The 24,070-nt window shown below is 39.2% G+C and carries 22 protein-coding genes; 17 read left to right on the top strand and 5 right to left on the bottom strand.

What is annotated here, in order from left to right; genetic code table 11:
- Positions 1-2: 2 nt before the first annotated feature.
- Entirely contained in the window at positions 3-1,259 is a 1,257-nt protein-coding gene (gene purD, locus EM808_RS20560) for a phosphoribosylamine--glycine ligase (protein WP_127740279.1), read from the top strand.
- Positions 1,260-1,305: 46 nt separating this feature from the next.
- Here purD and EM808_RS20555 read toward each other — a convergent pair whose 3' ends face one another.
- Positions 1,306-2,190, bottom strand: a complete 885-nt coding sequence (locus tag EM808_RS20555; protein ID WP_127740276.1) for an SDR family oxidoreductase — start codon at positions 2,188-2,190, stop codon at positions 1,306-1,308.
- A 208-nt stretch (positions 2,191-2,398) separates the two neighbouring features.
- Positions 2,399-2,791, bottom strand: a complete 393-nt coding sequence (locus EM808_RS20550) for a YgaP-like transmembrane domain (RefSeq protein ID WP_127740274.1) — start codon at positions 2,789-2,791, stop codon at positions 2,399-2,401.
- Between the two features lie 140 nt (positions 2,792-2,931).
- Here EM808_RS20550 and EM808_RS20545 point away from each other — a divergent pair, with 140 nt between their 5' ends.
- From EM808_RS20545 to EM808_RS20505, 9 genes are all read left to right on the top strand, one after another.
- Complete coding sequence (locus tag EM808_RS20545) at positions 2,932-4,677, top strand: adenine deaminase C-terminal domain-containing protein (protein WP_127740272.1); 1,746 nt, start codon at positions 2,932-2,934, stop codon at positions 4,675-4,677.
- 221 nt (positions 4,678-4,898) lie between these two features.
- Positions 4,899-5,951 (top strand): DUF3048 domain-containing protein, encoded by a 1,053-nt coding sequence (locus EM808_RS20540; RefSeq protein ID WP_127740270.1) that lies wholly within the window; start codon positions 4,899-4,901, stop codon positions 5,949-5,951.
- Between the two features lie 33 nt (positions 5,952-5,984).
- Positions 5,985-6,308 (top strand): YerC/YecD family TrpR-related protein, encoded by a 324-nt coding sequence (locus tag EM808_RS20535; RefSeq protein ID WP_127740328.1) that lies wholly within the window; start codon positions 5,985-5,987, stop codon positions 6,306-6,308.
- Between the two features lie 246 nt (positions 6,309-6,554).
- The gene (gene pcrB, locus EM808_RS20530; RefSeq protein WP_127740268.1) at positions 6,555-7,244 is read left to right on the top strand and encodes a heptaprenylglyceryl phosphate synthase; all 690 of its coding nucleotides are present in this window, start codon (positions 6,555-6,557) and stop codon (positions 7,242-7,244) included.
- A 55-nt stretch (positions 7,245-7,299) separates the two neighbouring features.
- Positions 7,300-9,510 (top strand): DNA helicase PcrA, encoded by a 2,211-nt coding sequence (gene pcrA, locus EM808_RS20525; protein WP_127740266.1) that lies wholly within the window; start codon positions 7,300-7,302, stop codon positions 9,508-9,510.
- A gap of 21 nt (positions 9,511-9,531) precedes the next feature.
- A complete protein-coding gene (gene ligA, locus EM808_RS20520; protein ID WP_127740264.1) occupies positions 9,532-11,538 on the top strand; it encodes an NAD-dependent DNA ligase LigA in 2,007 nt (668 codons plus the stop codon).
- Between the two features lie 15 nt (positions 11,539-11,553).
- Positions 11,554-12,723, top strand: a complete 1,170-nt coding sequence (locus tag EM808_RS20515; RefSeq protein WP_127740262.1) for a CamS family sex pheromone protein — start codon at positions 11,554-11,556, stop codon at positions 12,721-12,723.
- Positions 12,724-12,854: 131 nt separating this feature from the next.
- A complete protein-coding gene (locus EM808_RS20510) occupies positions 12,855-13,292 on the top strand; it encodes a YueI family protein (protein WP_127740260.1) in 438 nt (145 codons plus the stop codon).
- Between the two features lie 225 nt (positions 13,293-13,517).
- Positions 13,518-13,946, top strand: coding sequence for an organic hydroperoxide resistance protein (locus EM808_RS20505; protein WP_127740258.1), 429 nt, complete (start codon positions 13,518-13,520; stop codon positions 13,944-13,946).
- A 361-nt stretch (positions 13,947-14,307) separates the two neighbouring features.
- Here EM808_RS20505 and EM808_RS20500 read toward each other — a convergent pair whose 3' ends face one another.
- The gene (locus EM808_RS20500; RefSeq protein WP_127740256.1) at positions 14,308-14,745 is read right to left on the bottom strand and encodes a MarR family winged helix-turn-helix transcriptional regulator; all 438 of its coding nucleotides are present in this window, start codon (positions 14,743-14,745) and stop codon (positions 14,308-14,310) included.
- Positions 14,746-14,981: 236 nt separating this feature from the next.
- Between EM808_RS20500 and gatC the strand changes: the two genes are divergently transcribed.
- From gatC to gatB, 3 genes are read left to right on the top strand one after another with little or no spacing between them, the layout of a single operon-like run.
- Complete coding sequence (gene gatC, locus EM808_RS20495; protein ID WP_127740254.1) at positions 14,982-15,272, top strand: Asp-tRNA(Asn)/Glu-tRNA(Gln) amidotransferase subunit GatC; 291 nt, start codon at positions 14,982-14,984, stop codon at positions 15,270-15,272.
- A gap of 12 nt (positions 15,273-15,284) precedes the next feature.
- On the top strand, positions 15,285-16,742 hold the full coding sequence (gene gatA, locus EM808_RS20490; RefSeq protein ID WP_127740252.1) for an Asp-tRNA(Asn)/Glu-tRNA(Gln) amidotransferase subunit GatA: 1,458 nt from the start codon (positions 15,285-15,287) through the stop codon (positions 16,740-16,742).
- Between the two features lie 12 nt (positions 16,743-16,754).
- Positions 16,755-18,182, top strand: coding sequence for an Asp-tRNA(Asn)/Glu-tRNA(Gln) amidotransferase subunit GatB (gatB, locus tag EM808_RS20485; protein ID WP_127740250.1), 1,428 nt, complete (start codon positions 16,755-16,757; stop codon positions 18,180-18,182).
- A gap of 122 nt (positions 18,183-18,304) precedes the next feature.
- On the opposite strand, the gene plsY is transcribed toward gatB, so the two are convergent.
- Both plsY and EM808_RS20475 read right to left on the bottom strand, forming a co-directional pair.
- A complete protein-coding gene (gene plsY, locus EM808_RS20480; protein WP_127740248.1) occupies positions 18,305-18,925 on the bottom strand; it encodes a glycerol-3-phosphate 1-O-acyltransferase PlsY in 621 nt (206 codons plus the stop codon).
- 143 nt (positions 18,926-19,068) lie between these two features.
- Positions 19,069-20,739, bottom strand: coding sequence for a hypothetical protein (locus tag EM808_RS20475; RefSeq protein WP_127740246.1), 1,671 nt, complete (start codon positions 20,737-20,739; stop codon positions 19,069-19,071).
- Positions 20,740-20,936: 197 nt separating this feature from the next.
- Here EM808_RS20475 and EM808_RS20470 point away from each other — a divergent pair, with 197 nt between their 5' ends.
- Genes EM808_RS20470 through EM808_RS20455 form a run of 4 tightly spaced genes read left to right on the top strand, consistent with a single transcriptional unit; the run spans position 20,937 to position 24,042 of the window.
- Positions 20,937-21,506, top strand: coding sequence for an RNA polymerase sigma factor (locus tag EM808_RS20470; RefSeq protein WP_127740244.1), 570 nt, complete (start codon positions 20,937-20,939; stop codon positions 21,504-21,506).
- Positions 21,503-21,985 (top strand): anti-sigma factor, encoded by a 483-nt coding sequence (locus tag EM808_RS20465; protein ID WP_127740242.1) that lies wholly within the window; start codon positions 21,503-21,505, stop codon positions 21,983-21,985. Before EM808_RS20470 ends, EM808_RS20465 begins: the two co-directional genes overlap by 4 nt.
- The gene (locus tag EM808_RS20460) at positions 21,982-23,073 is read left to right on the top strand and encodes a hypothetical protein (protein WP_127740240.1); all 1,092 of its coding nucleotides are present in this window, start codon (positions 21,982-21,984) and stop codon (positions 23,071-23,073) included. Before EM808_RS20465 ends, EM808_RS20460 begins: the two co-directional genes overlap by 4 nt.
- Before the next feature lie 33 nt (positions 23,074-23,106).
- Positions 23,107-24,042 (top strand): hypothetical protein, encoded by a 936-nt coding sequence (locus tag EM808_RS20455; RefSeq protein WP_127740238.1) that lies wholly within the window; start codon positions 23,107-23,109, stop codon positions 24,040-24,042.
- Positions 24,043-24,070 lie beyond the last annotated feature (28 nt).

The following is a 24,070-nucleotide window of genomic DNA, read 5'->3' as shown; positions in this document are numbered from 1 at the left end:
TAATGAAGGTACTCGTAATCGGCCGTGGTGGAAGAGAGCATGCCATTTGCACAAAGATAAAGGAAAGCGAATTAGTCGATACTCTTTTTGTAGCACCAGGTAATGTAGGTATGACAGATGTTGCTGAGCGTATCACAATAGAAGAAACAGAAATAGACAAGCTAGTCCAATTTGCAATAGATAATAAAGTAGATCTGACAGTTGTCGGTCCTGAAGTGCCTTTATTATTAGGTGTTGTTGATAAGCTGGAAGCTGCGGGACTTAAAGTTTTCGGTCCGAAGCAAAAAGCGGCTGAAATTGAAGGAAGCAAATCCTTTGCAAAGGATTTGATGAAGAAATACGAGATTCCAACAGGACAGTACGAAACATTCTCTGACTTTGAGCAGGCAAAGGCGTATGTTTTGAAAGTTGGGGCACCAATTGTCATCAAGGCAGACGGTCTTGCAGCAGGAAAAGGTGTTACTGTTGCAATGACAGTGGATGAAGCACTGGCAAGTCTTGAGGAGATGCTTGTTGGAGCTAAATTTGGTGATGCGTCTGCTACAGTAGTTATCGAAGAATTTCTGGCAGGCGAGGAATTTTCCTTAATGTCTTTTGTTAACGGAGAAACGGTTATTCCATTGGAAATTGCCCAAGACCATAAACGGGCATATGACGGTGATCAAGGCCCTAATACAGGCGGAATGGGTGCTTATTCTCCTGTTCCTCATATCGATGAAGCAATTGTTCAGACTGCCATTGACACAGTCGTCAAGCCGACTGTACAGGCGATGATTAAAGAAGGAAGAAGCTTTACAGGAATCCTTTATGCAGGTCTTATCGCAACAGAGGACGGTCCGAAGGTTATAGAATTTAATGCTCGTCTTGGAGATCCGGAAACACAGGTTGTTTTACCAAGAATGAAGTCTGATTTAGTAGAGGTTTTATTGGCAATTTTAGCTGGTGAAACTCCTGTTATTGAATGGTATGAAGAGGATATGCTTGGTGTTGTTGTTGCAGCAAATGGCTATCCGGAGAGCTATGGAAAAGGTGCTGTTATTAAAGGCTTAGAAAACATGGATGATGTATCTGTTTTCCATGCAGGAACAAGCCTTGATGAGGATGGCAACTTTACAGTTGATGGCGGACGTGTTTTGCTTGTGGCAGGCAAAAGCAAAACAATCAAGGATGCCCAAGATAAAGTGTATAAAGAGCTTGAGAAGATGGAAAGCGATGGTGTCTTCTATAGAAAAGACATCGGCTTTAAGGCGATTAGATAAGCAAGAAAGGAATCCCAACCTGCATGCAGGTTGGGATTCTTTTTTTTTATGCGAGTTCAATACCGCCTGTAATTCCGTATACTTGTGCTGTAACGTAGCTTGATTCCTCTGATGCAAGGAAAACATATACACTTGATAGTTCAACAGGCTGGCCACTGCGTTGCAACGGTGTGTTTTGACCGAATTGCGGGATTTGATCACTAGGTTGTCCGCCAGTAACCTGCAATGCTGTCCAGATTGGTCCTGGAGCAACAGAGTTAACGCGGATGCCTTTTGCAGCAACTTGTTTAGCCAAGCCGCGCGTAAATCCAGTAATGGCAAATTTAGTAGAAGCATAATCCAACAGGTTTGGACTCGGATTATATCCTTGAACAGAAGTAGTTGTAATAATGGAAGCTCCTTTTGGAAGAAGCGGCAGCGCTGCTTTTACAACCCAGAATAATGAAAATACATTTATTTCAAATGTGCTTCGCAGCTGCTCTGTCGTCAAATCAGCAATATCCTCAACTGCTTGCTGTTTACCTGCTACTAATGCCAGCACATCCAGACCTCCAAGGCCATCATATGCTTTCTTGACCAATTCACCACAAAAGGCTTCATCGCTTAAATCACCAGGGATTAAAATAGCTTTTCTTCCTTCTGCTTCAATCAATTCCTTTACTTCCTCAGCATCTGCCTGTTCTTCCGGAAGATAATTAAGGGCCACATCTGCTCCTTCTCTTGCATAAGCAATAGCAGCTGCGCGACCGATCCCAGAGTCTCCTCCAGTGACGAGTGCTTTGCGATTTGTCAATCTGCCATTTCCTTTATAGCTTTTTTCTCCACAGTCAGGAACTGGCTCCATTTTCTGCTGAAGACCAGGCGGGTCTTGGTATTGTTTTGGGAAGTCTCCTGTAAAGTATTGCTCTAATGGATTGTTTAGATTAGACAAAGTAAATCTCTCCTTTTGGTTTAGTTCCGATTGTCTTTTTTTATGCTTCTCTAATTGGATTCCCAATCAAACCTTACAATAAACAAAAACTTGGAAGAAAAATTACAAACAGAAATAAAAATTGCAGGAATGGAAGGAAATCACATAGCATATTATGTATGAATACATTGAAAAGCCTGCAGGCTTTTTTGCTGCAGGCATTAATAGACTATTTTTTCATATCATCGGGTGAAAAGATTGTTGCGGGATTAAATTCGCTCATAATGTTTTGAATATCAGCAGATGAAGCCTTTTCAGTGTGCTCCGATTTTGTTTCGTCATGCCCTTTATGCTCGTTAGCTTTTTGGTCTTTAGAGTTTGTATGAGAAGTGTGCTGGGAACCCTTCTTCATTAATTGTTCCTTATTATCAAATAAAGCAACAATCGGACAATAGCGCACAATACCTTCAGCGATTTTCATCCCGGCAAGTAGGGCTATCCATAAATAGGACTGCTGATTTGGCCTTTTCACAAGTTTAGCCGTGCTCCAGGCTAAAAACATAAAGCCAAGTGTGATGCGAATCATAGCATTAATTAAGCTGATATTTTGTTTTGGGTTCATAAATGGTAGCCTCCTTAAAAAATTTAACGTAATAGTAATATTAGATAAATTTTTATGTGTTAAAATGATTTTAAATGAAAAACATTTCCATTTTTTAAAAAATAAAACAAAACTGCTAATTGAAAAAAGGGGAGAAAGCAATGTTAGAGCAACGATATCGTTGGAAAAATAAAATGTTAAGAAAACATGTTTCCGTCCTAAATGGCGAAATTGCGCCATCCATCATATTGCAGAATGCAAAATACCTCAACCAAATACTGCGAAAATGGATTTGTGCAAACATCTGGATTTATCAAGACAGAATTATTTATGTCGGGCAAGATATGCCTGCAAATGTACGCGGCAGCGAAATTGTTGACTGTGAAGGTCAATATCTAGTGCCAGGTTATATAGAGCCGCATTCCCATCCTTTTCAAATATATAATCCCCTTTCTCTTGCTCAATATACATCTCAATTTGGAACAACTACACTGGTGAATGATAATCTTTTATTAGCTTTGCAGTTAGAAAAAAAGAAAGCGTTTTCTTTTATGAGTCAGATGCGAAACATTCCTACGTCTATGTACTGGTGGTGCCGGTATGATTCACAGACAGAGCTCGCAGAGGAAGAAAGAGTATTCTCCCATAGTAATGTTAAGAGCTGGCTTGAGCATGATGCTGTCATTCAGGGTGGAGAGCTGAGCGGCTGGCCTCAGCTTTTGGATGGAGATGACATGATGCTGCACTGGATTCAAGAAACGAAACGGATGCGTAAACAAGTGGAAGGCCATTTTCCTGGGGCTTCTGAAAAGACTTTAGCAAAGCTGATGCTGCTTGGTGTGGACAGTGATCATGAAGCCATGACAGGCAAAGAGGTGTTTGACCGTTTAATGCAAGGATATATGGTAAGTCTAAGATACTCATCCATTCGCCCTGATTTACCAAGACTGCTTAGTGAAATGAAGGAGCTTGGGATTAGTCAATTCGATAAATGTATGCTGACAACAGATGGTTCCCCTTCGTATTTTTATGAAAATGGACATATTGACCAGCTTATCCGCATAGCTATGGAACAAGGAATTCCTGCTGTAGATGCCTATAATATGGCAACAATAAATATTGCAAGATACTACAATATGGAACATCTGCATGGAAATATTGCGACTGGCAGAGTCGCTGATATCAATTTCTTAAGCAATCCTGATAACCCAACGCCTCATACTGTATTAGCAAAGGGGATATGGGTAAAACGTGCAGGGAAGATAGTGGAAGACGTGTACCCTTCCATCAATTGGGAGGAATTCGGCTTTGAGCATTTAGTGATTGACTGGGAATTGACAAATGATGATATGCAATTTTCAATGCCATTTGGGATTAAACTTGAAAATTCTGTTATCACAAAACCATATTCTATTTCAATTGATGTATCTGGAGAAGCGCTTTCCCGAAAACATGATGAATGTTTCTTTATGCTATTAGGAAGAAGCGGAAAATGGAGAATAAATACGCTTTTAAAGGGATTCTCTAAGGAAATAGGCGGCTTGGCGAGCTCCTATACGGGAGATGGGGATATTATTCTGTTAGGAAAAGATCAAAATGACATGATTTTGGCCTTTAATAGACTAAAGGAAATAGGTGGGGGAATCGTCATATACAAGGACGGCATACTTGCAATAGAATTGCCACTGCCTTTAAAAGGAGTAATGGCCGATATGCCAATAAATGAGCTGATTAAAACAGAGAAAAAGCTATTACAATATATTAAAGATGCAGGCTTTCCATTTGATGATCCAATTTATACACTTGTTTTCTTTTCCGCTACCCATTTACCATATATAAGAATAACCCAGAGAGGTTTATATGATGTCATGAATAAAAATGTACTCTTTCCGTCAATAATGCGTTAAAATATAAAAGAGATTCTTTTATAAATAAGAATATTCTGATATATGTATGAAAAGGCAACAATATAGCGGTAAAGTATTGATGACGCCAAGCACAAAATATAGTCCGTATGGTAATGTAATTTTAGCCTATTTTCAAAAGAGACAGCTTCGCCATAATTATTTCCGTCATTCTTCCTAACAGAGGTAAATTTGAAAAAAATACGCCTATTTTAGGAGGATTTATGAAAAAGAGCTTGATATTGATTTTGGCAGCAGTTTTCCTTTTTATAACAGCATGCAGTAATGGGCCTGAGGATGCTGGCACCCATGATGAGAATCATCAGGGCGGTGACGCAGGCAAAGACGAAGACAGTGTGGATGAGTTAGGCTATACATATCCCTTATCAGGCCTGGCTGTTGATAAAAAAAGCAGTGAGCGTGCAATTGCTGTAATGGTTAATAACCATCCGAAGGCAAGACCGCAGACTGGTTTAGCAGATGCCGATATTGTATATGAGGCCCTTGCAGAAGGAGAGGTCACAAGGTTTCTAGCTATTTTTCAAAGCAAGGTTCCTAAGATGATTGGTCCTGTCAGAAGCTCACGGGATTACTATATTGAGCTAGCTAAAGGCTATAACAGCCTATACCTTGCGCATGGATACAGTCCTGAGGCGAAAAAGCTGTTAACAGAAGGATATATTGATAACCTTAACGGGATGCAATATGACGGGACGTTATTTCAGCGCTCCTCTGAAAGGCAAGCGCCCCACAATTCATATATCAGCTATAGTAATATCCTTAAAGGAGCGGAACAAAATAATTTTCAAATGGATGAACCTCCTAATTCCCTTATCTTCTTGAATGATAATGAAGCACAACAGATACAAGGGGAAGAAGCGAATAAAATATCTATTTATTATGGTTCCAATCCACAGTACAACTCTTTATTTTTTTATGATAAAGATACAGAGAAGTATTCTAGGTATTCAAATGGCGAAAAAACAGTTGATTATGAATCAGGCATGCCTGTGGCTGTAAGCAATGTATTTGTTATAGAAGCAGCGCATCACACAGTAGACAGCAAGGGAAGACGAGATATAGATTTGCAATCTGGTGGGATTGGCTACTTGCTGCAAAAGGGCAAGGTTAGAAAAGTAGAGTGGAAAAACATAGATGGCCGAATTCTCCCAGTAGAGGGAGACAGGCAAATAGGATTTATTCCTGGGAAAACATGGATTAATATCATACCTTCCGATCCTGGACTAAACGCAGCCGTTTCATTAGAGACACAATAACTAATATATGTAACCGATGGAGGCATGAGTAAAATGCAAATTGATAAACTAAGAGGTAAAGAGCTGGATCAGTTGTTTAAATCCATCCTTTCATTAGAAAATTTAGAGGAATGCTATTCGTTTTTTGATGATTTATGTACAGTCAATGAAATCCAATCATTATCACAGCGCCTTGAGGTTGCAAGAATGCTGAGAGAGGGAAATACCTATCATAGCATCGAGAAAGAGACTGGTGCGAGCACGGCGACAATTTCACGAGTGAAAAGATGCTTGAATTACGGAAATGATTCATATGCTATGGCATTGGACAGAATTAAGGATGATACTCCACAAGAAGAAAATAGCGAAAACGAATAATTATTTATGGCAGGCAGACATTGTCTGCTTTTTCTTTTGCTAAAAAAGGCGAATATTTCTTTAGATGAAACATTATTTTTTAGAAAGTCGTCATATATACTAGAAAATCTTGATAATAAGTGGTTCTCAGGAAGAGAATATAAACTGCAAATATTTACATGGAAATTTGCCTCCCATCATTTCTTTTTTGAAACATATACAAGTGCTATAATGATGTAATGGTAAGTTAGAATGGAGGATTTTTGCATGTATAATGTCCGTGAGTGGCGTCACGTTTTTAAATTAGATCCCAATAAAGAAATATCAGATGAACATTTAGAAAAAATAGCTGAGTCTGGAACAGATGCAATTATTATTGGCGGTACAGATGGAGTTACTCTTGAAAATGTACTAAGCATCATGTCCAGGGTTAGAAGATATACCGTGCCTTGCATTTTGGAAATATCAACAATTGATTCTATTACACCTGGCTTTGACCTTTATTTCATTCCAACTGTTCTAAACAGTAAGGATGCAAAATGGGTGACAGGACTGCATCATGAAGCGGTGAGGGAATACGGGGAAATAATGAATTGGGATGAAATACTTGTCCAAGGCTATTGTATATTGAATAGTGATTGTAAAGCAGCAAAGGCAACGGCTGCAACAACTGATTTGACTGCAGATGACGTAGCTGCATATGCAATGATGGCAGAGAATATGTTTAATCTTCCTATTCTTTATCTTGAGTACAGCGGTGCTTACGGAGACGTTGAAGTCGTGAAGGAAGCAAAAAGACATTTAAATAATACAGTGCTTTTTTACGGTGGAGGAATAAAAACATTGGAAATGGCACAGCAAATGGCGAAGGAAGCAGACGTTATCGTAGTTGGAAACATTATTTATGAGGATTTGGCTGCTGCTTTAAGCACGGTAAAAATCAAGAGTCTTGATTGATTAAGGTAACGGAAAAAGGTATGATTAGAATATATGTTCTTATGGCGGTGAGATAATGCAATTTTTAACAGATAAAATATTAAACGGATTAAATCCTGAACAGCAAAAAGCTGTAAAGGCAACTGAAGGCCCACTATTGATAATGGCAGGGGCAGGCAGTGGTAAAACAAGAGTATTAACACAAAGAATTGCCTATTTAATGGTCGAAAAAGGGGTAAACCCATATAACATCCTGGCGATTACTTTTACAAATAAGGCAGCAAAAGAAATGAGGCACAGGATAGCTGCAGTGCTTGGCGGTGCTAGCGAAGATATCTGGATATCTACTTTCCACTCCATGTGTGTCCGTATTTTGAGGAAGGATATTGACAGAATAGGCTATAACCGAAACTTCACGATATTGGATACGACGGATCAGCAATCTGTTGTTAAGCAAATTTTGAAGGAAAGAAATATTGATCCGAAGAAACATGATCCTCGCGCAATTCTTGGAAGCATCAGCTCTGCTAAAAATGAATTGATTACACCAGAGGAGTATGCAAAAACAGCTGGTGATTATTTCTCTCAAATTGCAAGTGATGTATATACTGAATACCAAAGACGATTGAGAAAAAACCATGCTCTTGATTTTGATGACTTGATTATGCAGACAATTCATCTGTTTCAGCGTGTTCCAGAGGTGCTTGAATACTATCAACGCAAGTTCCAATACATTCATGTCGATGAGTATCAGGATACGAACAGATCACAATATATGCTTGTGAAGCTTATGGCAAGCAGATTCCGCAACCTTTGTGTCGTGGGGGACTCTGACCAGTCTATTTACAGATGGCGCGGAGCGGATATTGCTAACATTCTTTCATTTGAAAAGGATTACCCAAATGCCCAAGTAGTTATGCTGGAGCAAAATTACCGTTCTACAAAGAAGATACTTCAAGCTGCCAATAAGGTTATTGAAAACAACTCAGGCAGAAAAGACAAAAATCTTTGGACGGAAAATGAAGATGGACATAAAATTCATTACTATCGTGCAGACAGTGAGCAAGGCGAAGCGCAGTTTGTAATCGGAAAAATACAGGAAATCAGACGGGAAACCTCAAAAAATCTCGCAGATATTGCTATTCTTTACCGTACAAACGCTCAGTCCCGGGTAATGGAGGAGATGCTTCTTAAATCGAATATTGAGTATTCCATCGTTGGAGGAATAAAGTTCTACGATCGAAAAGAAATTAAAGATACACTCGCTTATTTAAGGCTGATTGCCAACCCGGATGATGATATAAGCTTACAAAGGGTCATAAATGTACCAAAGCGAGGCATAGGGTCAAGCTCAATTGATAAAATCGCCAATTTTGCGACAATGCATGATATGTCAATGTACGATGCTCTTGAGTCGGCTGAACTAATAGGATTGAGCCCGAAAATTACAAAGGCGGTTATAGAATTCCGCAATTTCATTCGACGCTACAGCGAAATGCAGGAGTACTTGTCTGTAACAGAGCTAGTGGAGGAAGTTATCGAAAAATCCGGTTATTTAGATGCGCTGAAAGCAGAGAAGTCGATTGAATCTCAAAGCAGAATTGAGAATATTGAAGAGTTCATGTCCGTTACGAAAAATTTTGAAGATACAAACGAAGATAAGTCATTGATTGCATTCCTGACAGACTTGGCACTTGTTGCGGATATCGATAAGCTGGATGAAGACGGTAACCAGGCGGATGCAGTTGTACTGATGACACTTCACTCTGCGAAAGGCCTGGAATTTCCGGTAGTTTTCCTGATTGGCTTGGAAGAAGGAGTTTTCCCTCATTCCCGTTCACTTATGGAAGAAGCGGAAATGGAAGAGGAAAGAAGGCTTGCCTATGTAGGTATTACAAGGGCAGAACAGCAATTGTTCATAACAAATGCCCAAATGAGAACATTATTCGGGCGTACGAATATGAATCCTCCTTCCCGGTTTATAAAGGAAATACCAGAGGACCTATTAGAAGGAGTTCCTGAAAGAAAAAGTGAAAGTCGATTTGCGTCAAGACCAGCGGCACCTGCAGCAGCAAGAAAAGCAGTTGTTCGCCCTGCGGCTAGGACAACTGGCGGCGAGGGAATTGGCTGGAATGTCGGAGATAAAGCCGTTCACGGAAAATGGGGAACCGGCACAGTCGTAAGCGTCAAGGGCGAAGGGGATTCAAAAGAGCTCGACATCGCTTTCCCAAGCCCAGTGGGTATTAAGAGACTGTTGGCAAAATTTGCGCCGATTCAAAAAGGCTGATGAAAAGAAAGGAATGGATGTATGGATCTACAAGCAGCAGAAAAAAGGACAAAGGAACTGCATAACCTTTTAAACAAATATAATTATGAATATCATGTTCTTGATAATCCTTCTGTTCCAGATGCAGAATACGATGCACTACTAAAAGAGCTTGTCGATTTGGAAGAAACCTTCCCTGCCTTAAAGACTAGTGACTCTCCATCTCAAAGGGTTGGAGGGGAAATTTTGGACATGTTCCAAAAGGTGCAGCATCATTCACCAATGCTCAGTCTTGGGAATGCTTTTAATGAAGCTGATTTGCGGGACTTTGATCGGAAGGTGCGCCAAGCAATCGGGGATAGCTTTTCTTATGTTTGTGAGCTGAAGATAGATGGGTTGGCTGTATCTCTACGTTATGTGGACGGTTTATTTGAGCTTGGAGCGACAAGAGGAGACGGGACGACAGGCGAAGATATAACGGCTAATCTGCGAACAATTCGTTCCATACCCCTTCGGTTAAATGAACAAGTAAGCATTGAAGTGCGTGGAGAAGCCTTTATGCCGAAGAAATCTTTTGAGGCTCTTAACAAGGCAAAGGATGAAAATGGAGAAGAGCCGTTTGCAAATCCAAGAAATGCGGCTGCAGGCTCTTTAAGACAGCTAGATCCAAGGATTGCAGCTTCGCGTAATCTTGATATATTTCTATATGCGATTGGAGACCCAGGAGAAACGGGTGTCCGCTCACATAGTCAAGGCCTTGATTTACTTGATGATCTTGGCTTTAAAACAAATAAAGAAAGACAGCGCTGTGCATCAATTGAGGATGTTTTGCAGTATGTAGAAGGCTGGCAGGAAAAGCGTCCACATCTTCCTTATGAGATTGATGGAATTGTCATTAAAGTGGATAGTCTGGAACAGCAAGACGAGCTTGGAACTACTGCTAAAAGTCCAAGATGGGCAATTGCCTATAAATTCCCTGCAGAAGAGGTTGTTACAAAGCTTCTTAATATTGAACTAAGTGTTGGCCGAACTGGAGTATTAACGCCAACAGCATTGCTTGAGCCTGTTAAAGTGGCAGGGACGACAGTTAAACGGGCATCCTTGCATAATGAAGATCTTATAAGAGAGAAAGACATTAAAATCGGTGACAGTGTTGTCGTAAAAAAAGCAGGCGACATTATTCCTGAGGTTGTGAATGTTCTTGTGGAACGCAGAACGGGTGAGGAAGTTGACTTCTTAATGCCGACACATTGTCCAGAATGCGAAAGTGAATTGGTGAGAATTGAAGGGGAAGTTGCTTTACGCTGTATTAATCCGAAATGTCCTGCGCAAATAAGAGAGGGATTAATTCACTTTGTTTCCAGGAATGCGATGAATATTGACGGACTTGGAGAACGAGTTGTCAGCCAGCTGTTCCAGGAAAAACTGATTGAGGATGTTGCTGATCTTTACAAGCTTACATATGAACAGCTTATCTCTCTTGAACGTATGGGTGAAAAGTCAGTTGCAAATCTGTTAAATGCGATAAATGCCTCTAAGAGCAACTCATTGGAGAGGCTGCTGTTTGGTTTAGGAATCCGTCATGTCGGTTCAAAAGCTGCTAAGACAATTGCGATGGAATTTGGAAATATGGATAAATTGGCAAATGCAACTAGAGAAGATTTGACAGCTATTAATGAAATAGGCGATAAGATGGCTGATTCCATCGTTGCTTTCTTTGAGCAGGAAGAAGCAGCCGAGCTTATTCAGGAATTAAAGGATTCTGGTGTGAACATGGAATATACGGGAGCAAGACCTGTTGCCGCAGAAGAGTCTGACAGTGTGTTTGCAGGCAAAACGATCGTATTGACAGGTAAGCTTGAACAGCTTTCCCGAAATGAAGCAAAGGAGCAAATTGAGCTCTTAGGTGGAAAAATTACTGGAAGTGTCAGCAAAAAAACAGATATCGTTATTGCCGGTGAGGATGCAGGAAGCAAGCTGACGAAAGCAGAACAGCTTGGGATTGAGATATGGGACGAGGAAAAGCTGTTGGAAGAACTAAAAGGTTAAAGGTGTGTAATGTTAATGAAAAAAAGCTTAATATTAGTAGCGAGTCTCATTTTTTTCCTTTCTGCCTGTGCACCGAACTTTCAGAAGGAAGAAGAAGTGAAAAGCGAAACAGGTGACAATGAAACAGAGACAGCCATCCTGCCGAAATTCAAGATTTCGGATGACTATTACAGCATGAGTCTACCTTTTAAGACATCTGAAGCAAGAGGGCTTGTCGTTAATAATTTAAATTCGCGATACGATATCAGTGAATTCGAGAGCGGTTTGATGCGTGTTGCCCAAAATACATTTGATACAGATAATTATTATTTCCAAGAAGGCCAGTATTTGAACAGCTCGACTGTTGCTGCCTGGCTGAACAGGAAGTACACAAAGAAGGAGCTTAGTGCCAAAAAAATATCAGCAAATGATAATGTTGGTCTTAATCCTTCTGATGAGGATAAAAGTAAAAAAGAATCTGGTAATATGGAGCCAATCTATTTGGCTCACATTTTGGAGCATGATTACTTAGTAAAAAATGAAGAAACAAATAAGCTGGAGCTTGGCGGAGTTACAATTGGCCTTGCATTAAATTCTGTTTATTATTACCAGGAAAAAGCAAACGGATCGACAAAAAAGAAGGATATTAGTGAGCAAACCCTTGAAAGAGAAGGGAAAAGTATCGCAGAAGAGGTCACAAAAAGGCTCAGAAAAATAGAAGGGCTGGAAAACGTCCCTATAACAATTGCTTTGTTTGAACAAAAAGAGACATCCTCTGTTGTACCAGGAAACTTTATTTCCTATGCAAATGCTGGCAGTGGAGAAGCCTCCTTGGGGCAGTGGAAAGATATCAATGAAAAGTATGTTATTTTTCCAAATACAAATAGCCAATATAAGACAGAGCAAGCTGCCTTTTCTAAATTCCAAACCGATATTGAAGAGTATTTTCCTAATTTCAATGGCGTTATCGGAAAAGGTTTTTATGTAAACAATAAGCTGCGCAATATTAGCATTGATATGAAGGTACAGTTTTATGGGGCAACAGAAGTAATCGGCTTCTCTCAATATGTGGCTGGAAAAGTGATTGATCGCTTTAAGGACACAAATCAGACTGTACAGGTCAGCATCTCCTCCGCTAATGGAGAAGAAGCCCTTATTGTTAGGGATGCAGGTCAAGACGAGCCGTTTGTTCATATTTATCAATAAACAAAAAGATTATTCCAAGGCGTTGGGATAATCTTTTTAGTTTGTTCATTTTTTTGCAACAATTTAAAGGACTGTGTGTGGATTTTTTTTAGTATAGTGGTAAAGAGTATCTATATAAGGAGTTGGAAAGTATGTCAAATCCAAATTTAGATGATTATCTGCAGCAAGGTATGTATGGTGCGAAGGAGACAAAGCCGGAAGAGAGAAGAAAGTTTCTTGGGACAATTAGAGAGCGTGTCGTACTAGCGTTACTGCAAAATCAAGTGAGTGAAGCAAATGTCTATAAAGAGGCCGAGGAAGCGATTAAGGGCAATAAAGGAGCTAAGCTGTATTTAAATGGCCATTTGGATTATTCCTATTTGTCTAAGTACTTAAAGCTAGCTAATGAGCAAAACATGGAATATACAATGGTGACGAACAATGATTATAACAGTGAAATCGGCTTATTGATTGCATACGATCATGCTGTTGATAAAGAAGACATTTATGTAAATGAATCGGCAGTAGAGAAGAAACCAGACGAACCGAAAGAAAAAAAAGGGTTTTTTGCTAAGCTTTTTAACAAATAAAATTCAGGAAAACCAGGAAAAGGATCGTGTGCAGAAATCCCTTTTCCTGGTTTTTGTTATAAGTTAACGTTTAAAAAAGACAAGCTTGTGATAAAGAGAAACAATAACATAATTCGTTTATGTACGGAAAATATATAAATCTTGAGCTTTAATACTTGTAATATAAAATTAAATTGTGTACAATACAATTGTGTAAAATTAAAAATTTAATCGGAGGTTTTAACTATGTCAGATACATTATTCACAACAACTGTAAAAGCGGTCGGCGGAAGAGAAGGAAGAGTTGAATCAGAGGATTATGTTATTCAATTAGAAACAGCAATGCCTGGAACTCCAAGAGCGAAGCAAATTGAGGATGCAACAAATCCAGAGCAATTATTTGCAGCAGGCTATGCGGCGTGTTTCGATTCAGCTCTTCAAATGATTGCTGGAAAAGAGCGTGTGAAATTTGAATCAGAAGTGGCAGCGAGTGTAAGCCTAGTTAAAGATCCAACAGATCAAGGCTTTAAGCTTGGTGTTAAATTGTCTGTCAAAGGAACTGGCGTAGATAAAGCAACTTTAGAGGATCTTGTTCATAAAGCACATAATTTCTGCCCATACTCAAAAGCAACTAGAGGCAATATAGAAGTGACACTGGAAGTTATTGCTGCATAATAAATTAGAGGCTGGAACATAAGTAAGTGAATCTGCATAAAAATCCGAACTACTTAATCAACCAATGATTAAATAGTTCGGATTTTTTGTATTTTTTAGTTTTAATATACTGATTAGAAAATTTAGTGGAATGGAGCGGAGGTCACTCGACTCCTGCGGGAAATAGAGGAAAGCGATTGGCTGCAGCGGAATGAAACGAACTAATTTTAAACCCCTTTTCTATTTAGTCATGTGCTTCATTTTTCAAATATAAATGTAATTTTATTATTCGTGTTTAGAAAGGTTATCTTTTGTTTTGTCCCAGCCTCGGGTTTTTTTATACAAAAAGGAAGTGTCCTAGTTAATGGACACTTCTTTTTCCTTATTTGGCAAGCTGCTGTAAAAGATGGGCGAGGGAGTTCTTCAGCTGTTTGAATTCCTCGGGCTCTTTATTAGCAAGCTTAACTATTTCTAATGGGATGCAGGCTGCTTTCTCTTTGAGGCTGCTGCCTTGTTCTGTTAAGGAAACCATAACAGAACGCTCATCCTCTTGGGAGCGTTCCCTGTTTATAAGACCATTTTGCTCCATTCGTTTAAGCATTGGAGTTAATGTGCCCGAATCAAGGTACAGCTGTTCCCCCATGCTTTTAACACTTAATACCTTATGCTCCCATAATAATAGGAGGACTAAATATTGAGGGTAAGTGACATCCAATTCCTCAAGCAGGGTTTTGTATTTCTTTGTCATTTCCCTTGAACTGGCATAAAGCAAAAAACAGAGCTGATTTTCCAGTCTAAGCAAGTCTATTTCATTTGTCATGTCTTTCACCAACTTTAAAATATCATTCCATATTTCTATTGTAATCCAATTTAGTTTTTTTTCCTAATGAAGAAGTACATAATGTTTATATCCACATAATACGTAAAAAATGTCTAATGGAAGAAACAGGCGGATTAGCTAGAGATTTGCAATAACTTTATTGTTCCTGTTGCCTTAATAGAGGCTTGTTTGATATCATCAGATTATTGCATGGAACGTACTTGGAGGTGACGATTATGTCAAGGATTACAAAAGAAGAGGTAAAGCATGTAGCAAACCTTGCTAGACTTGCAATTACTGAAGAAGAAGCTGAGCAATTCCAGAAACAGCTTGATGCAATCATTACGTTTGCAGAAGAATTGAATGAACTCGATACGGAAGGTGTTGTACCGACATCCCATGTGCTGGATGTAAAAAACGTATTGCGTGAAGATGTTGCAGGAAAAGGTCTTCCAGTTGAGGATGTATTGAAGAATGCTCCAGAACATCAGGACGGCCAGATCAAAGTGCCATCGATTATAGAGTAAGGAGGGAAGAGGATGAGCTTATTTGATCAAAAAGCAGCTGATTTACAGGACTTGCTGCTTAAAAAAGAACTTTCTGTAACAGATTTGGTGCAGGAAGCATACACGAGAATTAAAGATGTCGATGAAAAAGTACAAGCCTTTTTAACATTAGATGAGGAAAATGCCTTTAATCAGGCAAAGCAGCTTGATTCATTACTTGCTGCAGGTGAAAAGACTGGACCGTTGTTCGGCCTTCCAATCGGAATCAAGGACAATATTGTCACAAAGAATTTGAGGACAACATGCTCAAGCCGCATTTTAGAGAATTTCAACCCAATCTATAATGCGACTGTTATGGAAAAATTACATAATGCAGGCACGATTACAATCGGAAAGCTGAATATGGATGAGTTCGCAATGGGATCCTCAACAGAGAATTCCTATTATATGAATACTAAAAACCCATGGAATTTGGATACCGTGCCAGGCGGTTCATCTGGCGGCTCTGCAGCAGCTGTTGCAGCTGGAGAAGTTCTGTTTTCTCTTGGTTCAGACACTGGCGGCTCTATCAGACAGCCGGCAGCATATTGTGGAGTTGTCGGCTTAAAGCCAACATACGGACGTATTTCACGTTTTGGTCTTGTGGCATTTGCATCTTCACTTGACCAAATCGGACCAATTACAAGAACAGTTGAAGACAATGCTTTCCTGCTTAATGCTATTTCAGGAGTAGATCCAATGGACAGCACATCAGCAAATGTGGCAGTTCCGGACTTTACTAAAGGCCTTACAGGGGATATTAAAGGCTTGAAAATCGCAGTTCCTAAGGAATATTTGGGAGAAGGCGTAAGCGAAGAGGTACGCCAATCTGTACTTGATGCCCTTAAGGTATTGGAGAAGCTTGGAGCAACATGGGAAGAAGTATCATTGCCACATAGTAAATATGCTTTGGCTACGTACTATCTGCTTTCTTCTTCAGAGGCTTCTGCGAACCTATCCCGCTTTGACGGAATTCGCTATGGATACCGTGCAGATAATGCGGAAAGCTTGATTGAGCTTTATAAACAGACAAGAGCAGAAGGCTTCGGTGATGAAGTAAAACGCAGAATCATGCTTGGAACGTTTGCATTAAGCTCTGGTTATTATGATGCGTACTATAAAAAAGCACAAAAAGTGCGTACATTGATCAAAAAGGATTTTGAGGATGTATTTGAGAAGTACGATGTGATTGTAGGACCTACAACCCCGACACCAGCATTCAAAATCGGCGAAAAAGTAAATGACCCATTAACGATGTATGCAAATGATATTTTGACAATCCCAGTTAACCTTGCTGGTGTGCCAGGAATTTCTGTGCCATGTGGATTCTCAAACGGCTTGCCACTTGGCTTGCAAATTATCGGTAAACACTTTGATGAAGAGTCTGTCTACAAAGTGGCATATGCATACGAACAGGCAACGGATTATCATAAGCAAAAACCAACGCTGTAAGGGGTGAAATAAATGGAATTTGAAACAGTCATTGGACTTGAAGTCCATGTGGAGTTAAAAACAGAATCGAAGATATTCTCTGCAAGCCCGAACCATTTCGGTGCTGCTCCGAATACAAATACAACAGTTGTAGATTTAGGATATCCAGGAGTATTGCCTGTCCTAAATAAAAAGGCTGTAGAATACGGAATGAAGGCTTCTATGGCATTGAATTGTCAAGTTGCGACAGAAACGAAATTTGACCGAAAAAACTACTTCTATCCTGACAATCCGAAAGCATATCAAATTTCTCAATTTGATAAACCAATCGGGGAGCACGGCTATATTGATATTGAAGTGGACGGTTATAAGAAGAGAATCGGAATTACTCGTGTCCATTTAGAAGAGGATGCTGGGAAGCTGAACCATGGCAATGGCTACTCATTAGTTGACTTTAACCGTCAAGGAACTCCATTGATTGAGATTGTATCTGAGCCGGATATTAGAACACCTAATGAAGCATACGCATACCTTGAGAAGCTGAAATCTATCATTCAGTATACTGGTGTATCTGACTGTAAAATGGAGGAAGGTTCTTTACGCTGTGATGCGAACATTTCCATCCGTCCAGTAGGACAGGAAGAATTCGGAACAAAAACAGAATTGAAGAACTTAAACTCCTTTAACTTCGTCCGCAAAGGTCTTGAATACGAGGAGAAGCGCCAGCGTGAGGTTGTGCTTGGCGGAGGTGTGATTGATCAGGAAACACGCCGTTTTGACGAAGCATCGAGTAAAACATTGTTGATGCGTGTTAAGGAGGGTTCTGATGATTATCGTTATTTCCCAGAGCCTGATTTAATGGACCTTTATATCGATGAGGATTGGAAGGCAAGAATTCGTGCCGAAATTCCAGAGCTTCCTGATGCCCGCAAAAAGAGATATATAGAAGAACTAGGCTTGCCTGAATATGATGCAAATGTATTGACTGTTACGAAGGAAATGGCAGATTTCTTTGAAGCAACAGTTAATGCTAAGGCTGACCCTAAGCTTGCTTCTAACTGGGTAATGGGCGATTTATCAGCAACTTTGAATGCTGAAGGTAAAGAGCTTTCAGAAGTTGCACTGACTCCAGAAGGTCTTGCAAGCATGATTAAGCTGATTGAAAACGGCACAATTTCCAGCAAAATCGCCAAACAAGTATTTAAAGAGCTGATTGAAAATGGCGGTGACGCAGAAAAAATCGTTAAAGAAAAAGGATTAGTACAAATCTCAGATGAAGGCGCATTGCTGAAAATTATCTCTGAAGTACTAGATAATAATCCTCAATCTATCGATGATTTCAAGAATGGTAAGCAAAAAGCAGTCGGCTTCCTTGTTGGACAAATTATGAAAGCAACAAAAGGACAAGCTAACCCACAATTGGTTAACAAACTTCTAGTTGAAGAGATAAATAAAAGATAATGAAAAACCAAGAGATTAGTTCTCTTGGTTTCTTTTTCGACATTTTCCCGTACTATTTCCCAGGAAAAGGCGTCAATATCCAATTTTCGATTTTTTTTGCAAAGCTTGTCCGAATTAGGATTTTAGCTGATTTTCTTCGGTCCAATACGATCCTTTTTAATTGTTTTATCATTTATTTTTGGTTCTTGCTGGTTAATGAAATTAATGATGTTAGACCTGTGTAAGTAAATGAGAAGTAATAGATAGATGATAAAAATAAGTTCGTGTTCTACACTCGCATCAAAAAAGGCATAGAGCAATATCGTAACCCCGACAGAAATACTTCCAAAGAAAACATACTTTGTAATCCAAATGACAGCTATAAATGTTAAATAGACAATTAAAAACATAATCGGGTTTGCGACAATCAGCATCCCTGCAGTTGTTGCAATCGCTTTTCCACCGCGAAAGCCTGCGAATATTGGGAAACAATGTCCAATAACTGCAGCCAAACCAGTATAAATTGGATCGATATCCTGATGAAGAAGGAGCGGGAGCGCTGCAGCGAGCGAGCCTTTGCCAATATCAAAGATGAGAACGGCAAGCCCTGCCTTTTTGCCAAGCACGCGAATCGAGTTAGTAGCTCCAGGATTTAAGCTGCCATGCTTTCTAATATCAATGCCAAAAAAAATCTTTCCAATTATAATGGCAGCTGGAATAGATCCCAATAAATAAGAAGCGATTAATAACGTATACAAAAGCATTCTCCTTTTCCATTATGATAAATATTCCCAGTTTCTATGTTAGTATATGCAAGCCGAAAAGTATACTTGTTCCTTATTGCCAAGCTTTTAAAAAAAAGCAAAGGAGCCACTGTTCTGTTAAGCAGGCTCCTTTGCTAAAAGGTTTATTTAAAACCATCTATAACAAGTTCTTGTACGGTAACAACTGTTTCTTCTGTATCAATAAACTTAACATTCACATTCATCCCTTTATCAAGGAAGATGCTGTATGGGAAGTCATTCGATGAAACTTGGAATATCCGCTTATCGCCTTCAACCATGAAACGGACGACTGTGCTTCCTTCCATTTCAGATTTATAAACATAGCTGATTTTTCCATTCAAGTCCTTTAAGTCTGCTATATTATTAGGGACTGTGTTGTCATCCTTTAACAATGTAGCAATGGCATATTTATAGTCATTGAAAAGCTTTGATTTTTCATTGCTGTAGCTGTAAATCTTTTCATCCTTCGCATTAACAAGTACGATTTGTCTTAGCACGCTGTTGGAGTCCATAAGTGGAACTACCCATGTGAACTGACCATATATCGTATAAAGGATAGGTGTTCCAGCCTCATATTTCTCCGCTCTAAATGTCTTTTCAGCTACATTGATGGCAGATTTCCCATTTAAGGAACCATTTGCTTCTTCATAGAATGTAAGCTTTCCAGACCTTGCATTGATTAGTGAATAGCCTACCATGCTTCCGCTGTCTGAGTTCGGTCGAGTGAAATCAGTAGACCAATTTAAGGCAAGGTCCTTATTGAATACACCATTTACTTCATCAATATCTTCCCATTCAGTCGGTACCTTAATATCTTCTTTAGAGAAGATGGTATTCCAGAAACCGTGTATATATTTTCCATACCACTCATTCCAATCCTCTGCTACACTTGTTGGGATAACATGATCGATGAAATCAGGTATTTCATTCATTTTATAGTCCTTAACTTCGCCATTTGCCGGGTCAATAATATAAATACCCTTTACATCAACAATCTGCCTGAATTTGTTGTAATCCCCATATGGCACAACATAATACGGCTTATCATTATCGTCTGGCTCAAAGCTTGCTTCCAGCAGGACGTGATCCTTATGCGTTTTTCTTACAAGTCGCTTTAAGTCTTCGTGGAAATAAGCAGATGGAACATATGTCATTTCCGATTTGACTAACACAGCATCTTTATTTTCATCCTCTGCACTCATTTTTATGAAGCCAGGAACAGGCTGGTTCTTCATCCATTTAAAAAAGCCAGTGTATTCAATCGGTGTTACCCAATAAAGATGATCGTCAATTTTTTGCAAAGTTGAATGTCCTAAATCATAGTAGGAAGCATGAGAAAGCTCGCCTAGTTTCTTTTCGCTTCGGTACCGAGCGTATTTCTCCGGTACAACTGCGATATGCTGCTCATCTGTCGATTCTTCTTTATCCTGGGCAATCGTTGCTTTTGCTGCCACGAAGTCATACTTATCATTTGCAATAGTAAATGGGTAAGCAAACTGGAAGTAAGCACTTGCGAGAAGCATGGCAATTCCAAGGTAGCTAGTATAGTAGAAGCCCTTTGCCTTTTTATACAGAAGATCCCCAAGAAAGAACAGGGCTACATAAAATAATCCAAACTTTATTGCAGCTTGCACAGAATAATCAACAAGCTGGAAATAGGTTAGAACAAATATAATGAAGGCACCTACCATGACACGAAGCAGCTGTGTATACAAAAAAGCTTTGCTGCGAGAATATGTCTTCCAAACGAATGGATTAAGCGTCAATGCGAGTAGTGATAATAAATAAACCATTAAATAAAAAACCTCCTTTTTAATAATGCCTCCATCAATATACGAACACTATCCATAATAGTTTCATTGTTAAAAAAACTTCTAATAACAGCAGCGAAAAATGGTACTATAAAAAAGTGTTTATTTCAGTAACATAATATTATTTGAAAAAAATAAAACATTGGTGTAGGGGTTGAGTATTTAATAACGTCTATTATATGAAGTTGTTTAGAAGGGGGGAGAGAATAATAGCAGATCAAGAATTGATTGAACTAGTCAAGCTTGGAGATGATGATGCATTTCGGTTGCTAGTTGAGAAATATCGCCAGGATATATTTCGTACCATTTACAGCGTTCTTAAGGATCAAAAGGAAGCGGAAGATGCTGCACAAGAAGTGTTCCTCAAAATTTATTACTCTCTCCCCAAATATGAAAACCAAGGGTTTAAAACTTGGATAACGAGAATAGCAGTCAATCATTCGATTGATGTTAAGCGAAAACAGCAAAGAAGGAAAGAAGACATCACAGAACAGATTGAGCTTGATACAGGGAAAAAGGACAATGTAGTGGCAGAGGTCTTAATAAGGCAGCAGCGCAAGCTGTTAAGGGAAAAGCTTAATGATATTCCTGACAACTATCGCGATGTTATATACGGTTACTATATTGCAGAGAAGAGCTACCAGCAATTGGCTGAAGAGCAAAATGTTCAAGTTAAGACAATTGAAACAAAACTGTACCGCGCAAGGATTTGGTTGAAGAAGCATTGGAAGGAGGAGGATTTTTTGTGATACAGCACTATTCTTTTGAACAATGGCTAGAATACGCAAAGGACGAGCTTGATGAAGGCAAACGAACACAAATGGAAGACCATCTTTATGGGTGTGATCAGTGCCTTGATTTATACGTTCAAGCAGTTGAAGTAGAAGAAGCTGAGCTTCCGTCCATATCAGATGTGGCAGCATTTACAGATCAAATCATGCTGAAGATTTCAGAAGAAAAGGAAGAAGCAGCAGATATTCCTGTTTTACAACCGAAAAAGAAAAAATCATTTTACCAATCCTCTGTCTTTCACTACGCACTTGCTGCCAGCATAACGCTGGTTTTGATGTCGACTGGTGTTTTCCAATCGATTATCAAACATACGGAAAGCATCCAAAAGGCGGAAATGCCAATGAAACAGGAAGAAGTAAAAGTAGGCTTTGTTAACAAGACATTTTCTTGGCTCGATACATTTGATGGAAGTACGAAGGAGGAAAAGAAAAAATGAAAAACCCGATCGTCGCATTTATTTTAGCTTTCTTTCCAGGAGGTGGATTATTTTATATCGGTAAGCGGATAAGAGGCTCTTTATACGGTGCTGCCGTGTTCGGACTTGCTGTATTTTCCATATTGCTGCTAAGCATGGCAGGATATATGGATGAAATTGTTATCGTGCTTGTTTTTATAGGGCTACTAATTTATTGCATCAGCATTCTGGATACTTTTATAACCACAAGCAGGTATTTTAAAAGACAAGTACTGCCAGGTGGTCAGGAAGACAAAACAGTGCTTGTAAATACAATTGAATCACAGCGCTTCTATACAATAGTCCTATCCTTTATTCCTGGTTTAGGACATATACAATTAGGCTTGATGTACCGCGGTATAACACTGTTATCCACTTTCTTGGGGTTAATTATCATGGTTTTATTTGTGTCATTCCTAACTGGAGCAGGAGAGTTCCTGCTGTTTCTGGCTATCCTTCCGGTTATTTGGGTATATGGATTTTTTGATGTTATGCAGCAGTTTGTTAAAAAGCAGAATGGCGAGGAGCTTGTTGACCAGACCATATTCCAAGACTTTGAACAAAATCGAGAAGACGGGAAAAAAAGCAAAATCATTGCCACATTCCTTTCCATTTTTCCAGGGGCAGGCCATTTATACTTAGGCTTGCAGCAAAGAGGTCTGCAATTAATGGCTGCCTTCCTATTTGCAATCTTCTTAATTAATGAGCTTTACTTAGGTATTTTCTTGTTTTTAATACCGATAATTTGGTTTTACAGCTTTTTCGATGGACTTCAGAAAGCTTCGAGAATAGGCGAAGCAGAGCTGGAAGATACACCAGTGATAGCTTATTTAACAAACTATCAAAAATGGGTCGGAATTGGCCTTCTCCTTGTAGGCTTCTACTATATGACAGTCAATATCCTGCTTCCAGTCTTTTCAACAAGACTGCAGCTGTTACTTGGCATTGACTTGCAATTTTTGTTCTATCATTACTTCCAAACAGGTGTTGTCTGCATCGTCCTTATTTTCGGCGGTTTGCGAGTGCTTGCTGGCAATAAGAATAAGATAAAGACAGATAATAGACAGTAAGATCTAACTTAATTAAGGGAGGAGAAATACGGAATGAGGACTTGGAGAGTAGGAACATTTTCGATGGGATTATCACTATTGCTTCTTGGTGTATTCCTGTTACTATCGCAAATCTTAGAGTGGGATATTACAACTGCTTTAAAGCTTTGGTGGCCAGTTATTCTTGTAGTGCTTGGTTTAGAAATACTGCTGTATCTATTTCTAAGCAAGCAGGAGAAACCTTATCTGAATTTTGACATATTTAGTATTCTTATCGTCGGCATATTGGGTACAGCCGGAATTTTAATGGTGTTTCTTCAGACGTCAGGCTTCATTGACTTGATTCAGGATGAAATTAAGAAGGAAGAAAGAACGCTGGACCTTCCTGCATATGAACAGAATATCAGCAATGATATCAATAGAGTTGTTGTGGAGGGAGACGGAATAGGGCAACTTAAAGTAGATGGTACGAATGAAAGAAACGTCTCCTTGTTTGGTACATACAGACAGGATAGTTCATTAGAAAAAATAGCTAAACTGGAGGATTATGTCACCACTTCACATAAAGGAGATACACTGTATATAAGGGTGAAAGAGCGACCGTATCAAACATCGACGTTCTACTCTGATTATTCCAATATGGATGCTACCTTGCTTGTACCTACAGATGTTCAATTAGAAATTATTAATCTTAATAGCAATCTATCCATTAATCCACGCGGATTGAAAAGCGATTGGAAAGTGTCTGGTGCCGGTGAGCTTGATATAGATATACAAGAGACGAACAATGTAATGGTTTCTGTGGAGAATACTCAGGTGGAAAATGGAGAGAATCAGAATTGGAGCTTTGTGAAGGAAGCGGAAGACACTGATGAGTATGAATCAACAGAAGACGATACTACTTATAATGGCAATTATAAAAAGGGAAAAGCCGACCATCATATCTATGTTTTTAATAGTGCGCTGTTACAGCTGAACGATAAAAAGTAAGTTTTAATCAAACGTTTGTTTAATTTCT

Source organism: Niallia taxi (assembly GCF_004005475.1).
GTDB classification, from domain to species: domain Bacteria; phylum Bacillota; class Bacilli; order Bacillales; family Cytobacillaceae; genus Niallia; species Niallia taxi.
This window is presented reverse-complemented; position numbering and strand designations above follow the sequence as displayed.

Excerpts from the sequence above, each read along its gene's own strand:
- purD (WP_127740279.1), top strand. The coding sequence starts at position 3 with ATGAAGGTACTCGTAATCGGCCGTGGTGGAAGAGAGCATGCCATTTGC.
- EM808_RS20550 (WP_127740274.1), bottom strand. The coding sequence starts at position 2,791 with ATGAACCCAAAACAAAATATCAGCTTAATTAATGCTATGATTCGCATC.
- EM808_RS20545 (WP_127740272.1), top strand. The coding sequence starts at position 2,932 with ATGTTAGAGCAACGATATCGTTGGAAAAATAAAATGTTAAGAAAACAT.
- EM808_RS20540 (WP_127740270.1), top strand. The coding sequence starts at position 4,899 with ATGAAAAAGAGCTTGATATTGATTTTGGCAGCAGTTTTCCTTTTTATA.
- EM808_RS20535 (WP_127740328.1), top strand. The coding sequence starts at position 5,985 with ATGCAAATTGATAAACTAAGAGGTAAAGAGCTGGATCAGTTGTTTAAA.
- pcrB (WP_127740268.1), top strand. The coding sequence starts at position 6,555 with ATGTATAATGTCCGTGAGTGGCGTCACGTTTTTAAATTAGATCCCAAT.
- pcrA (WP_127740266.1), top strand. The coding sequence starts at position 7,300 with ATGCAATTTTTAACAGATAAAATATTAAACGGATTAAATCCTGAACAG.
- ligA (WP_127740264.1), top strand. The coding sequence starts at position 9,532 with ATGGATCTACAAGCAGCAGAAAAAAGGACAAAGGAACTGCATAACCTT.
- EM808_RS20515 (WP_127740262.1), top strand. The coding sequence starts at position 11,554 with ATGAAAAAAAGCTTAATATTAGTAGCGAGTCTCATTTTTTTCCTTTCT.
- EM808_RS20510 (WP_127740260.1), top strand. The coding sequence starts at position 12,855 with ATGTCAAATCCAAATTTAGATGATTATCTGCAGCAAGGTATGTATGGT.
- EM808_RS20505 (WP_127740258.1), top strand. The coding sequence starts at position 13,518 with ATGTCAGATACATTATTCACAACAACTGTAAAAGCGGTCGGCGGAAGA.
- EM808_RS20500 (WP_127740256.1), bottom strand. The coding sequence starts at position 14,745 with ATGACAAATGAAATAGACTTGCTTAGACTGGAAAATCAGCTCTGTTTT.
- gatC (WP_127740254.1), top strand. The coding sequence starts at position 14,982 with ATGTCAAGGATTACAAAAGAAGAGGTAAAGCATGTAGCAAACCTTGCT.
- gatA (WP_127740252.1), top strand. The coding sequence starts at position 15,285 with ATGAGCTTATTTGATCAAAAAGCAGCTGATTTACAGGACTTGCTGCTT.
- gatB (WP_127740250.1), top strand. The coding sequence starts at position 16,755 with ATGGAATTTGAAACAGTCATTGGACTTGAAGTCCATGTGGAGTTAAAA.
- plsY (WP_127740248.1), bottom strand. The coding sequence starts at position 18,925 with ATGCTTTTGTATACGTTATTAATCGCTTCTTATTTATTGGGATCTATT.
- EM808_RS20475 (WP_127740246.1), bottom strand. The coding sequence starts at position 20,739 with ATGGTTTATTTATTATCACTACTCGCATTGACGCTTAATCCATTCGTT.
- EM808_RS20470 (WP_127740244.1), top strand. The coding sequence starts at position 20,937 with ATGAAGTTGTTTAGAAGGGGGGAGAGAATAATAGCAGATCAAGAATTG.
- EM808_RS20460 (WP_127740240.1), top strand. The coding sequence starts at position 21,982 with ATGAAAAACCCGATCGTCGCATTTATTTTAGCTTTCTTTCCAGGAGGT.
- EM808_RS20455 (WP_127740238.1), top strand. The coding sequence starts at position 23,107 with ATGAGGACTTGGAGAGTAGGAACATTTTCGATGGGATTATCACTATTG.